This window comes from Prauserella aidingensis (assembly GCF_024171865.1).
Taxonomy (GTDB): domain Bacteria; phylum Actinomycetota; class Actinomycetes; order Mycobacteriales; family Pseudonocardiaceae; genus Prauserella; species Prauserella aidingensis.
In genome coordinates this window covers 16,771-29,588 of record NZ_JAMTCN010000022.1, presented here as the reverse complement: position 1 = coordinate 29,588, position 12,818 = coordinate 16,771, and the positions used below count along the sequence as shown (strand labels likewise).

Annotated in this window: 13 protein-coding genes; 7 read left to right on the top strand and 6 right to left on the bottom strand. The window is 69.4% G+C overall.

What is annotated here, in order from left to right:
- Positions 1 to 2: 2 nt before the first annotated feature.
- Positions 3 to 1,172 (top strand): DUF6297 family protein, encoded by a 1,170-nt coding sequence (locus LY13_RS19320; protein WP_253830010.1) that lies wholly within the window; start codon positions 3 to 5, stop codon positions 1,170 to 1,172.
- A gap of 31 nt (positions 1,173 to 1,203) precedes the next feature.
- Here LY13_RS19320 and LY13_RS19315 read toward each other — a convergent pair whose 3' ends face one another.
- From LY13_RS19315 to LY13_RS19290, 6 genes are all read right to left on the bottom strand, one after another.
- Entirely contained in the window at positions 1,204 to 2,502 is a 1,299-nt protein-coding gene (locus LY13_RS19315) for an Nramp family divalent metal transporter (protein ID WP_253830009.1), read from the bottom strand.
- 10 nt (positions 2,503 to 2,512) lie between these two features.
- Positions 2,513 to 2,806, bottom strand: coding sequence for a helix-turn-helix domain-containing protein (locus LY13_RS19310; protein ID WP_253830008.1), 294 nt, complete (start codon positions 2,804 to 2,806; stop codon positions 2,513 to 2,515).
- 348 nt (positions 2,807 to 3,154) lie between these two features.
- On the bottom strand, positions 3,155 to 4,825 hold the full coding sequence (locus LY13_RS19305) for an alpha/beta hydrolase (protein ID WP_253830057.1): 1,671 nt from the start codon (positions 4,823 to 4,825) through the stop codon (positions 3,155 to 3,157).
- A gap of 111 nt (positions 4,826 to 4,936) precedes the next feature.
- Positions 4,937 to 5,842, bottom strand: coding sequence for a septum formation family protein (locus tag LY13_RS19300; RefSeq protein WP_253830007.1), 906 nt, complete (start codon positions 5,840 to 5,842; stop codon positions 4,937 to 4,939).
- A gap of 353 nt (positions 5,843 to 6,195) precedes the next feature.
- Positions 6,196 to 6,357, bottom strand: a complete 162-nt coding sequence (locus LY13_RS19295) for a hypothetical protein (protein ID WP_183647746.1) — start codon at positions 6,355 to 6,357, stop codon at positions 6,196 to 6,198.
- A gap of 615 nt (positions 6,358 to 6,972) precedes the next feature.
- Positions 6,973 to 8,166: an ATP-binding protein gene (locus LY13_RS19290; protein WP_253830006.1), complete on the bottom strand. Its 1,194-nt coding sequence runs from the start codon at positions 8,164 to 8,166 to the stop codon at positions 6,973 to 6,975.
- A gap of 201 nt (positions 8,167 to 8,367) precedes the next feature.
- Here LY13_RS19290 and LY13_RS19285 point away from each other — a divergent pair, with 201 nt between their 5' ends.
- The 6 genes from LY13_RS19285 to LY13_RS19265 all read left to right on the top strand — a co-directional run bounded on the left by LY13_RS19285 (position 8,368) and on the right by LY13_RS19265 (position 12,749).
- The gene (locus LY13_RS19285) at positions 8,368 to 9,423 is read left to right on the top strand and encodes a glycerophosphodiester phosphodiesterase family protein (RefSeq protein ID WP_301299379.1); all 1,056 of its coding nucleotides are present in this window, start codon (positions 8,368 to 8,370) and stop codon (positions 9,421 to 9,423) included.
- 53 nt (positions 9,424 to 9,476) lie between these two features.
- Positions 9,477 to 10,373, top strand: coding sequence for a tyrosine-type recombinase/integrase (locus LY13_RS19280; RefSeq protein ID WP_253830004.1), 897 nt, complete (start codon positions 9,477 to 9,479; stop codon positions 10,371 to 10,373).
- 104 nt (positions 10,374 to 10,477) lie between these two features.
- Complete coding sequence (locus LY13_RS19275; protein ID WP_253830003.1) at positions 10,478 to 10,759, top strand: hypothetical protein; 282 nt, start codon at positions 10,478 to 10,480, stop codon at positions 10,757 to 10,759.
- 90 nt (positions 10,760 to 10,849) lie between these two features.
- Positions 10,850 to 11,122: a hypothetical protein gene (locus LY13_RS19270; RefSeq protein ID WP_253830002.1), complete on the top strand. Its 273-nt coding sequence runs from the start codon at positions 10,850 to 10,852 to the stop codon at positions 11,120 to 11,122.
- A 1,157-nt stretch (positions 11,123 to 12,279) separates the two neighbouring features.
- A complete protein-coding gene (locus LY13_RS25740; RefSeq protein WP_301299372.1) occupies positions 12,280 to 12,405 on the top strand; it encodes a hypothetical protein in 126 nt (41 codons plus the stop codon).
- A gap of 134 nt (positions 12,406 to 12,539) precedes the next feature.
- Positions 12,540 to 12,749: a hypothetical protein gene (locus LY13_RS19265; protein ID WP_253830001.1), complete on the top strand. Its 210-nt coding sequence runs from the start codon at positions 12,540 to 12,542 to the stop codon at positions 12,747 to 12,749.
- Positions 12,750 to 12,818: the final 69 nt, after the last annotated feature.

Here is a 12,818-nt window from a genome sequence, read left to right as displayed (position 1 = left end):
CCATGACACTGCGCAAACTCGTCAGTGGCGACACGAGCACGCTCCTCGCCCTGTTCCTCTGCGCCTGGTTGGTCAGCGCCTTCTACCGCATCGACTGGTGGCGTGAGGCCCTCGACGTCGATGTGGGTACCCGGACGGCCGGCGTGGTCGCCTTCGTGTGTGTGGCGGCGATCGCCGTCTGGGCCTCGATGCTGCGACGGCGATTCCTCTGGGCCGACCCCGCCGAGCTGACGTGGCGCGACTTCGCCCCGCGTCACGACCGCGCGCGGGCCGTCAGCGATCGTGTCTGGTTCGGCTGGCTCGCCCGCCTCGCGGGCCTGTCCTACGTCGGGGCGTTCCTCGGTGTCGTGTGGCAGGTGCCGTCGTGGGCGTGGCAGGTGATGGCGTCCGTCGTCGGTGCAGGCGGCCTGCTCGCATGGGCGATCGCGGCGGGTGTCGGCGTTCCGTGGCGACTGCCCGCGGCGGCGCGGGCAGGCCGGGCGCGTCTTGTCGAAGGCTGGCGCGAACACGTGGTGCGTGCGGTGGGCGTGACGTTCCTGGACCCGGGGCTGCTGTTTCCGCCCGCGTCTCCCGTTCGACTGCGCTTGCGCTCGGTGCGGTCGTTCGTCGTCGCGAGCGTGGTGGGCCGAGCGCGGTTCGCACCCGCTGCGGTCGCCGGTGCGGTGATCGCGGCTCTGGTCCGTCCGGTGATACCCGCCGTTCCTGACGCCGTGGTCGTGGGTGTGTGTGCGTTCGTCGCGCTGGTGCCGTTCGGCGGCGGTGCCGCGTGGCTGTGGCGTTCCCCGGGATTGCGGCGGTGGCTGGACGAATCGGATGTCGTCCTCCGGGCTTGGACCTTGGCCGCGCTGCTCGTCGTCGCAGCGGGATGGGCGGTGGTGCTCCTACTGGTCGTCACGGCGACCGGCGGCGGCCATTCGAGCGTGACGGACGTGCTGCCGCTGCTGCCCGTAGTGGCGGCCGGCGTGGTACGCACCGCGACGCGTCCGCCGGTCGAGTACGCCACCCCTGGTGCGACCGACACGCCGTTCGGTCAAGCACCGGTGCACCTGGTGGCGCAGCTGGTGCGCGGGCCCGACCTCGTCGTGCTGGGCGGCGTGTTGATCGCGGTGCTGCCGGCGCCCGCGGCCGTGATCGTGGCGGCCGCGAGCACCGGCTGGGCGTTGCTGCGCTGATGGGGACCGTCGCCGATCGGCTCGGCGGCGCTCAGAACAGGCCGATGAGTTTGTCCACGGCCAGGTAGCCGAACAGTCCGAGGCAGACCGTGAGCAGCGTGTTCGACAGCCAGCCCGACCGGCCGACGCGGTCGACCCGGTTGGAGTTGAGCAGGAACAACAGCGTGCCCGCGAGGAACGGCATGAACAGCGCACCGAGCGCGCCGTAGGCGACGGTCAGCTGGAACGGCTGGTCGAGGAACAGCAGCGCCATCGGCGGGAACGTCAACCACGCCACGTACCCGCGGAACACGGGGCTGCCGACGCCCGCGCGGTGGTCGTAGTCGGACAGTTCCTCGGCTTCGCCCACCGTGTAGCGGGGCAGCCGCCACGTGCGCCACCAGTCGGCGAACAGCAGGCTGACACCGTTCCACACGCCGACGAGCGAGCTGAACGACACGGCCCAGAACCCGACGAGGAACGGGATGCGTGCCCACTGGCCGTAGTCGGCGGCGAGCGTGTTGCCGAGCATCAGCAGGCCCTCGTCGCCGTCGATGACGTTGTGCCCCGCCAGCAGCTCCGCACCGACGATGAGCATCGCGACGACGAAGATCGCCGTGGTGACGTAGCCGGTCGTGTTGTCGAGGCGCATCATCGACAGCCAGCCCGACGACCGCCAGCCCTTGGCGAGCGTCCAGTAGCCGTAGGCGGCCATGGTGATGGTTCCGCCGACACCGCCGATCAGGCCCAGGACGTACACGAACGAACCGTCGGGCAGCCGCGGTACGAAGCCTTCGAAGGTCTCGACCAGGTTCGGCGTCACGAGGATGGCGGTGCCGACGACGGCGACGAACATGACGCCGACGAGGATCGTCATCACCTTCTCGATCACGGCGTACCGGCCGAACCACACGAGCACGAACCCGGCGACGCCGCAGATCATCGCCCAGTAGCGCACGTCGATCGCGGGGAAGAGCGCGTTCAGCGGCAGGCCGCTCGCCGACATGGCCGTGGCGCCGTAGACGAAGCCCCACACCACGGCGTAGGCGCCGAAGTAGACGAGGACCCAGCGGCCGAGGGTGCGCCAGCCGGAGAGCATCGTGCGGCCGGACGTCAGGTGCCACCGGCCGACGGCTTCACCCAGTGCGATCTTGAAGATCGTTCCGACGATCACGGCCCACAGCAGCGCGTAGCCGTACCGCGAACCCGCGACCATCGTGGCCACGAGGTCGCCGGCGCCGACACCGGTCGCCGCGGCCATGATGCCGGGGCCGATCTGGCGCACTTTCGCCTTCAGACCGACGGGGACTTCGGGTTCTGCCACCTCACCGTGGCGGGGATCGGGGGACATGCGCAGCAATCTAACCGGCGTCGGCGCTCCGGGACAGGGCGGTGTCGCCGTCGGCACCCGGGGTCTCGGCCAGCTCGGTGCGCAGGTCGTCGAGTGGTAGGCCGACCGCGTCGGCGATCGCCAGCACGGTGAAGAACGCAGGCGTCGGGATGCGCCCGGTCTCGATCTTGCGCAGCGTCTCGACCGAGATACCGGCCTCGGAGGCGACCTCGACCATGCTGCGGTCGCCGCGGGCGCCGCGCAGTGCGACGCCGAGTCGCTCGCCACGCAGGCGTTCGGCTTCGCTCAACGGCACTCGCACCACGGCGCCAATAGTAATACCGATCGCCCGGACGGCGGGTCGGTGACGGTCGACCGGTCGCAGAACCCCGCAGGACCAGCGCTCGCAGAACCCGAACCCGAACCCGCGAACGCGGGTCGCCGACCCGACGTGTGGACACAGCTTGTGGACAACTCTGTGGAAAACGTGGGGAGGCTGTGCACAAGGCTGTGTACGTGTGGGTGGCTGAGGTCGGCGCGCCTGCGGACCGCGTGTGCGACCCGGCGCGGACCGGCCGGTGCGCGCGACGAGGCCCGCCTCCCCTACGTCGAACCGGGGAGACGGGCCTCGTGTGCTGCGAAAACGGCCCGCGTCACGCGTGCGGGCGCCCGATCACGATCCGTTCGTGCCGTTCGGTGTGGGCAACGGCGAGCCGGGAATGCTCTGGTCCTCCGGCACGATGCCGTCGACAAGGTAGTCCTCGACAACCTTGTCCACAGCAGGGTTGTCGCCCGCGTAGATGCCGTGATCGCCCTCGTCGGTCACGGTGATCATGCGCGAGCCCGCGAACTTCTCGTGAGCACGACGTGCGCCCTCGATCGGGGTCGCCGGATCGTTCTCCGACTGGACGATGAGGGTCGGCGGCACGCCCTCGCCGTCCAGCTTCGGCAGGTCGATCGGCTTGCCCTTCCAGAAGATGCACGGCTGGATCAGCCATCCCCAGCCCAGCAGCGGCCACTGGCGGCCCATCAGCTCGGACTGCCACGTCGCGGTCATCCGGTTGCCGAACCAGCGGCCCTCGTTGCAGGGGATGGTCCAGAAGCTGGCGTCGTAGGCGTCGTCGTACTGCTGCGCGCCGTGACCGTTGTCGACGACGAGCGGCTGCGGACCGCGTGCCTTGGTGTTCTCGAGCAGCTTGCGCACGTTGTCCAACGCCGCTGTCGAGGCGATGCGCCGGTCCTTACCGGTCAGCTCGCGGAGCGAGACCAGGTACTCGGCCAGCGACGGGAACGCCGACTTGCTGTAGAGCATGCCCGCGATCGCCGAGTCGAGCTCGTTCGGCCCGACCTTCTGTCCGTCCAGCTCGACGGGCTTCTCCGCCAGCGCCGCGCGCACCTGCTCGTACGTCTGCCGGGCGCGCTCGCCGGAGTCGCCGAAGCCGTACTGCTCGTCGTAGCGAGCCATCCACGGAAGGAAGTCCTCCCGCCACCGGCGTTCGAAGCCCAGCGGCTGCCAGTCGAACGAGCGCTGCCACGTCGTGGTGAACTCGGTCGACGAGTCGAGCACGAACCGCCCGGTGTGGTCGGGGAACCGCTGCGCGTAGTGCGCGCCGAGCCACGTACCGGCCGAATAGCCCACCCAGTTGATCTTGTCGCGCCCGAGCAGGGTGCGAAGCAGATCCATGTCGTGCGTGGTCTGGAACGTGTTGATCAGCGGGCCGAGGTCACCGGACTTGACCTGGCAGGAGTCCGCGGCGTACTCGGTCGCGTCGAGGATCAGGTCGAGGTTCTCGCGGCTGCGGTCCCGCGGGTCGAGGGAATCGCCCGTGCCGATCGCCCCGCCACACGTGATGTTGGTGCTGTGACCGGTGCCGCGCGGGTCGAAGCCGATGACGTCCTGATGCCTGCGCAGGCGGTCCTGCTCGGCCAGGCGCAACGGGAAGTCACGGCCGGGAGCCCCGGGGCCACCCGGGTTGGTGAGCACGCTCGCGGTGGATTCGCCCTCGGCCTTCAGCCTGCTCACGGCGATCGTGATGGATTCGCCCGAGTCGGCCTCGTTCCAGTCCTTGGGCGTCAGGTAGGTGGCGCACTCGAGATCGTACTGCTCCGGTGGCGGAGAGCCGAGCTCGTCCTCGGAACACGGGTGCCAGCTCAGCCGCTGCTCGGCGTAGCGCTCCGGGACGTCGTGGGCGATCTCCGGCTGGGCGGTCGTCGCCTGCGGGGTCGCCCGCTGCCGTGGCGGTTCCTCGGGAGTGCTGTCGGTGGCCCCGGCGGCGGGGGCGATCGTGGCGACCAGAGCGGTCGCCAGCGATCCCGCGACGACGCTGCGCCGCAATGTCGTCATGGTCATGGAGTCCCTCAATCTCGAAATGATCGGGGACATTCAAGCGGGCCGGAACGGTGGTATCAACCTGCCGATCGTCGGGAAAACCGGGACTTGACAGCCGCGTGCGTCCTAATTGGGCATCGGAGAGGAGCCGATGCCACGGACCGAACCCGTCGTGGCCTGGTTCAACTCGGCGTAGCACGTGATGTTGGTGAACCCGATCCGCCAATTCGTCTTGTCGGGCCAACGCCACGAAGGTGCCACGTCGCGCCGGTCCGCACCGACGAATCGGTGCACCTTCGTGCCACACGGGGTGCGTGCTTTGTCGTTGAACTCCCGTTCGGACGGAATCGCCTTGTCGGCCTTGCCCGCGTTCACGACGCCGACCGCCTCGGCGAGGTGCGGCTCGCTGCACGGGACGGTCTCGGGGAGCTCCGCCGACGGACGGGTCGCGGAGCAGACGCGGTAGCGGTCGAAGTCGTCGGCCAGCGCGTGGCGGATCGAGCCGGTGCGCTCGACGGGAGCGCCCTGGCCGTCGAGCTGGACGACACCGCAGCGGTACCAGCGGTGGCCGGCCTTCCAGTCCTCGGCGTCGGCCCACACGAGCCAGGCACCGAGGGTGGAGGCGTCGAAGGATGCGCTGCCGAGGTAGTCGGCGGCGGCCTCGCGGCACTGCGGGAAGACGGTGCGGAACACGGTGGACGCCTCCGGTGGCCTGCCCTCCAGCGTCGCACCGAGGTCGCCGCCGAACGTGCCCTTCTTGGTGACCTCCACGGTGTGCTCGTCGGAGCATTCGACGGGGCCGGGGTTGTCACCGTCGAGGCATTCGCCGACGTCGGCGACGATCGTGCGCTGGGCGGTGTCGTTGCCGCTGCCGTCGGATGCGGGGACGTCGCCGGGAGTGGCCTTGGGCGTCTCGGCGGAGCGCATGCGGTCGGGTTCGGCCAGGCCGATCGTCGTCTCCGCGCACCCGGCCAGCACGAGGGCGGCGGCCACCGCGGAGGCGGCCAGCGTGATTCGCCCTGATCTCGACATCGAGGCTCACTCTATCGAGTGATGTCAGGCGGGCGGTAGGAGTGGGTGCAGCGGCTCGTCGGCAGGGTCACCGGCGTGATCGTCGCTGGTGAGCGGCTTCGTCCATCGTGGACGGCGAAGATCGCCCACTGATCGTCGTCGCGGTGTCCGATTCGTCCACTCGCGACGCGGTTGTCCGCCGAATTCGGCCCGACTACAAGAAAACCGCAGGTCGCAGGTGGTGCGGTGGCGGGTCTGGACATATGGAAACCCCGCGGTGCTGCCAGGTCGGGGGTCCGCCAGCACCGCGGGGTCATGAGGCATATCGACACCGGTACCGGTGGCGTTACACCTGAAACCCATTGTAATTCAGGTCACACCCGAGGCTTGGATTTCTGGTAGCCGTGTGTCTGGGCGAGGGTGATCAGCTCGTCGCGCATCGTCGTCGTGGTGGCGGTGTCGATCGCCTTGCTGACGGCGCGGCGGGTGCGGGTGTGGGCTCGACGGGCGCGGAGGCGTGCGGCGAGGTTCGACATCTGTGGTGTGGCATCTCCTTCGAGAGCTACTCGGTTGTGACTGTCGCGGCCGTGGTTCGGCCTTGCTCGGTGTCGTCGCGCGGCGCGGTCCGCTGCGCGACGTCGGGATCGGATGCGGACCCTTCGACGGCCGGATGTCCGCTCGCGGCCCGTCGGCCGCGGCCCCCATGGCGATGGCCGGCGGTGGCTGATCGATGGGTCGTCGGCGCTTGCGCGCCGGCGGAGTGTGAACGGAAGGCCGATCACCTCTCGACTTCGATCCCTACATGACTTATTATCCGCAATCTTCGCCGTCTTCGCCACTGATCATCCGGTGAGCTGGCTTACTTCCCGGACGATCGTCGGCAGCGTTACGCATTTCGCGTGGTCCATCCGTGTGACATTGAAAGCTAGGTCCGTCTTGAACTGTCTAGCTCTGGCTCTATATGACCGTAGATGCGGGTATCGACGGCTATGAGGCGTCGCCGGTGTCCCAGGATCAGGCGGCACACGTCGAGAACCCGAGTCGATACGGGCGCTGCCTGCGCCGGTGTCGGACGCGTCGGTTGTGGACGTGCCGCCGCGGGTGTGCCGCAGTGGGCGTGCCGCAGTGGGCGTGCCGAAGAACGGACGCGCTCAGTCGGCGCGGGTGAGGAGGTAGTTGCCGAAGTGCGGGACCGTGAAAGCGATGTGCCCGCGCTCGGCGGAGTAGACGAGGCCCTTCTTCATCAGGCTGTCGCGCGCGGGTGACAACGACGAGGGCTTGCGGCCCAGGTAGACGGCGATGTCGGAGGTGACGGCGCTTTCGTCCTTGCCCTGCGTCAGCTCGGCCATCGCGCGCAGGTACTCGCGTTCTGCGGGCGTGGCGCGTTCGTAGCGGGAGCCGAAGAAGCCGACGGCGAGCTCGGCCTCGGCCTCGGGTGCCGCGACGCGCACGTCCTCCTCGGTGATCGGATTCGTGGGTGCGGCGTCCCAGGCCGCCTTGCCGTAGGCCTGGATGAAATAGGGATAGCCGCCGGACGCGGTGTGCAGCGCATCGAGTGCGTGGGGCGCGATCTCGGCGTCTTCGCGTTCGATGGGCGCCAGGACGGCGCGGTCGGCGTCCTCCCTGCTCAGGCGGTCGATCCGGGTGTAGCGGAAGAGGCGTTCGGAGTACGACTTCGACGCCGACAGCACCGCGGGTACGTGCGGCAGGCCCGCACCCACGACGACGAGCGGCGCCCCGGACTGCGACAACTCGTGGCACGCCGCGCACAGTGCGGAGACGTCCTCGGGGCTCAGGTCCTGGATCTCGTCGATCAGCAGCGCCACCCCGGAGCCGACGTCGGTGGCCAGCTCGGCGACCTCGGTGAACAGTTCGACGAGGTCGATCTCGATGTCGCCCGAGTCCGCCCTGCCCTGTGCGGGTGGGACGTCGATGCCGGGCTGCCAGCGGTCGCGCATCTTGGCGTCCGGTTTGTTGGACTTGAGGGCGAACGCCTTGAGGACGGCGAGGACCTCGTCGACGCGGTCGGGTGCGCGATGGCGGACGGCCAGGTCGCGGACCGCGCGGTGAAGCGCGGCCGAGAGCGGCCTGCGGAGTTCGGCGTCGGGACGCGCCTCGACCTTCCCCGCACCCCAGCGGCGGCGGATCGCCATCGAGCGCAGCTCGCCGAGAAGCACGGTCTTGCCGACGCCGCGGAGGCCGGTGAGCATCAGGCTGCGTTCGGGTCTGCCCCGTGCGACGCGTTCCAGTACGACGTCGAACGCGTCCAGTTCGCGTTCACGCCCCGCCAGTTCGGGTGGGCGCTGACCTGCGCCGGGGGCGAACGGGTTCCGCACGGGGTCCATCGCTACAACACTATTGGGTTGTCTAGTGGTGGTCCGATTTTCCGCGAGAAACCGCTACCCGCGTGTTGCGGACGTGCCGCAGGCCGAAAGGGCCCGTATGTCTACATGTCGAGGACACCCTCCCTTCACTCTGCCGTGTCACCGTCGGAGCTCGTGACCACGACAGTGAAGACGGCCATCGCGCTCGGCGCGACGGCACTCATGACGGCATTGGGCGCGGCGCCCGCCGCCGCGCAGGCACCCGGGGCGGCGGGCGGCACCACACCGACCGGCGATGCCCACGCGACCGCGCCCCACGGAACCCCACCCCACGGCAACCCTCATTTCGACATCCAGGCCCACCGCGGCGGCATCGGCATGACCGTCGAGGGCACGCTCAAGGCGTTCGACCGAGCACTCGACCTCGGTGTCACCACCCTCGAGCTCGACGTGCAGATCACCAGCGACGGCCGCGAAGTGATCACCCACGACCGGCGGATCGACCCGGACAAGTGCCTCGACACCGAGCCGGTGACGCCGGGTGATCCGCAGTTCCCCTACGCGGGCAAGTACGTCAAGGATCTGACGTTCGCGCAGGTGCGCACCCTCGACTGCGGGTCGCAGCAGGACCCGCGTCACCCGGATCAGGTGCTCTCCCCCGGCGAACCGATGCCCACGCTCGCCGAGCTGTTCGCGCTGGTCCGCGAGCACCGCGCCTACGGCGTGAAGTTCAACATCGAGACGAAGGTCGAGGCCGCCGCGCCCGAGGAGACGGCGCCGCGGCAGCAGTTCGTCGAGCGTGTGGCCTCGGAGGTCGAGCGCAGTGGGCTGGCGCGGAACGTCAGCATCCAGAGCTTCGACTGGGGTGCGCTGATGGCCATGAAGGAGCGGATGCCGAAGCTGCCGCTCGTCGCCCTGACCGAACCGGGCTTCCTCGAGGTCGGCGAGCCGGGTGCGTCGCCGTGGCTGGGCGGTCTCGACATCGACGACTTCGGCGGCAGCCCGGCGCGCGCGGCGGCGTCGTTCGGGGCGAGCGCGCTGTCGCCGGTGCACGGCAACCCGCAGGACGGTGCGGTCGGCGATCCCGACTACGTGCCGTTCACGACGAAGGAACTGGTCGACGAGGCGCACGCCGAGGGTCTCGACGTGATCCCCTGGACGATCAACGACAAGCCGACCATGCGCAAGCTCATCGACCACGGCGTGGACGGCATCATCAGTGACTATCCGAACCGGCTGCGTGAGGTACTTAACGCCATTGACCAGCCATTTTACTAGCCAACGCTGGGAAGCTTTGCATAGCAAGCCGGTCTAAGTCAAGATAACAGGCTGTGGACGTTGATGAGCTGCGTGAGCTGCTCGACTCGTGGCTGTTGCGGCTGCGGGCCGAGCGCAAGAGCGCCAACACGCTGGATTCCTACCGGCGGGGCATCGAGCAGTACCTCGACTACTGCGCCCGGGCTGGCGTCGAGCCGGCACTCGATCGGCGCAGCGTCAGCAGCTACACGGATTCGATCCTGGCGGCCGGCCACGAACCGGCGACGGCTCGTGTGCGGCAACTCGCCGTCCGCCGGTTCTCGGCGTGGCTGGCCGGTGAGGGTGAGATCGCCCAGGACGAGCTCACCGATATCACCCCGCCCAAGCTTGACCAGAAGGTGGTCGACGGGCTCACCGAGGAGGAGTGCCGCGACCTCGTGGCCGCATGCCAGGGCCACGGATTCCGCGACCGCCGAGACGAAGCGATCGCCCGTCTGCTGCTCGAATGCGGACTCCGCGCCGGCGAGGTAATCGCCATGACGACCGATGATGTGGACCTCGTGCGCGGCCTCGCTGTCGTCCGCCGCGGCAAGGGTGGCAAGGGACGCACGGTCACGTTCGGGCCGGCGACCGGGGCGGCGATCGACCGGTATCGCCGCGCCCGCCGCCGGCACACGCTCGCCGGCTCAGCGACGTTCTGGCTCGGCGAGCGCGGGCAAGGTCTCGGATACGACGGGCTCGCCAAGGCGATGAAACAGCGCGCCGAATCGGCCGGTATCGCTGAGTTTCATCTGCACCGCACCCGTCACGCGTTCGCGTCCCGATGGCTGCAGCACGGCGGCAGCGAGAACGCGCTCATGTCGATGGCGGGATGGTCGCGCCGCGACATGATCGACCGGTACGCGCAGCACGCGAACGAGCAACGAGCGCACGCCGAGGCCCGCCGGCTCAACCTCGGAGACTTCGGATGACAGGACGCGTCAAGGTCGTCTGCACCGGCCGTGGCCAGCACCCACCCCGCAACCTCGGTTGGCTCACCGCGGAACGGCCGATCGCCACCCCATCGGCCGAGGACATGGCCGCGTGGCTCGACAACCCGCAACACACGTCCGTGCAGACCGAGCCCGCGACGGCACTCGACGCTCCCGAAGTCACCATCGCGTTTGTGCCGTGGGCGCCGGGGTCACCGATGAAACAAGCGGCCGACGGCGACCGGCCGACCATCCGCGACACCTTCCGTCCAAAGTGCCCGAAATGCGGCCGCGACGTGCCAATGCGGCAGGAAACCGCGCGCCGGTGCTTCACCGCACTGGCTGAGAACGACGTGCCGGAACTCGACATCTCCGCCTTGCGGTAGGATGCCGGTGATGCGGGACGTGGGCCGCTAGAACTTCACGGGCAGACCACCCATCGGTGGTGAGTTTTTGCTGCCCGAAGGAGTCAGCCCGTGGCCAAGTCCACGTCACTCACCCCTGAACAACGGTCCCAACGCGCGCGTATCGCCGCGCTCGCACGCTGGGCCAAGGAATCCCCCGGCGCCAACGCCGCGCGCGGCCAGGCCGGCCTACTCGAACGGTTCCGCCGCGAAGTCCTCGACGCCGACCCAGAGATCGTCGAGCCCGAACTCTCCCGCCGCGCCGAGGCCGCCCGCCGGCTCCACATGCAACGGCTCGCGTTCAAGTCCTCCCGCGCCCGCACCACCGGCGGTGACGCGGCATGAGGGCAGAGAAAGGCCGCCCGGCACGGGAGAACCGGGCGGCCCAGCAGACCGACGACGGAAGGTCTGACACCAGCGTAACTCCCCGCCCCGACAAGCACGCGCGGCCGAGCGGGGGCCGCTGATGGGTGCCAGCAACGTCGCGGCCGTCTACGCCCGCTGGTCGCACCTCGATCACGCCCCGTTCCGGCTGCTGGCGTACATGGCGTTGACGGCGCTCGACACCCCGCGGGAGGGGAAACCGGCGCGGCGCTACTTCGGTGGCCGCGACGCGCTCGCCGACGCGCTCGGGTACGCCGTGCCGGCGACCGTGTCCGACGACGAGGCGCAACGGGAGTACGCCCGGGCGACGCGGAACGTCAAGAAGGCCGTCGGCGCCCTGTCGCGCGCCGGGGCGATCGAGACGGTTGTGAAGCCGGCCCCGGGGCGTCAGGGCGAGTACGCGCTACGCCTCGACGGGGACACCTCACGTAGCCCCGTGAGCAACGGCAACGGGACCACCTCAGGTGACCCCGTTACCCCCGCACCCTCCACAGAGGATCGCGAAACGCTCGCACCTGCGAGCCGCCCGGGAGCGGGCAACGGGGCTACCTCAGGTGACGCAACGGGTCTACCTGAGGTGTCAGACGGGGCTACCTCAGGGGTCGCAACGGGGCCACCTCAGGTAGCCCCCCAGGAACCACTGAGGAACCACTCAGGAACACGGGAGGATCAATCGGGGCTTCCCCACGTGAGTCCCGACCGCGCGCGCGAGACTCCCGACGCCGAACAAGAACGCTCGGAAGGGGAAGAACGGGCCGGCTCGCGTCCGCGCGCTCCGGAGTGCCCGGGGTGCGGCATGTACCTCGACCCCGACGGCACGTGCGGCAACCGCGGATGCCGGAGGCACGCCGCATGAGCCGCCTCGACCGCTACGGCGAACCCCTCGACGACGACGAGCGGACTACTGATCCGGCCACCGGAGACGACATCCGCACTACGGATGTGTGGTCGAAGGGGCCGGACAGTAGCCGCACCCCTGCCGAGCCGCACGAGTGCGATCACGGCTGGCTCGACCGCGACGCCGAGCGCCCGCGCCCGTGCCTGATCTGCAAACCCCACCTGTCCCCCGCCCGCCGGCGCCGCGCCGTATGGGCACACGACACCGGAAGGAACACACCATGACCAGCGCCGAGCGGGCCGCGCTGCTCGCCGACGCCCTGCGGCAACTCGCCGACGCCGCCGCACTCGTCGCCGACCACCTCGACCCGAAACCGTCCACAAACGACAGACATGTAAGCCCATGACCAGCACAAACTCGACGAATCGTAGCGCTGTGACCTGCGGTTTTCCCCACAGCCGGACCCCCGAACACCCCCCGTCCCTCTGTCCGTTTTTTTGCGCGGGGTCGGCGGGGGTTTTCAACAGGAAAGGAACGATCATGTCCGAAAGCAACGAGAAGACCCGGGAAGGTCGCTGCATGGTGTGCGGGCGGCTGCGCAGTCCTGGGGGTATGCGGGATGCGGTGGCGCATGCGCCGTGTGATCAGCGCGCGTCGCGGTTCCCGCACGAGTCCGAGGACTACATGCCGGGGTTCTGGCAGTCGGCTGGGGCGGCTGTGGTCTCGGAGGTGAGCTACGATGATCGGTGAGCGCGCGCTCGGCATCCCCGGCGCCGGTGCCCGGTTCCCCTGGGCCGTCCGGACGGAAGGGTCGCCATG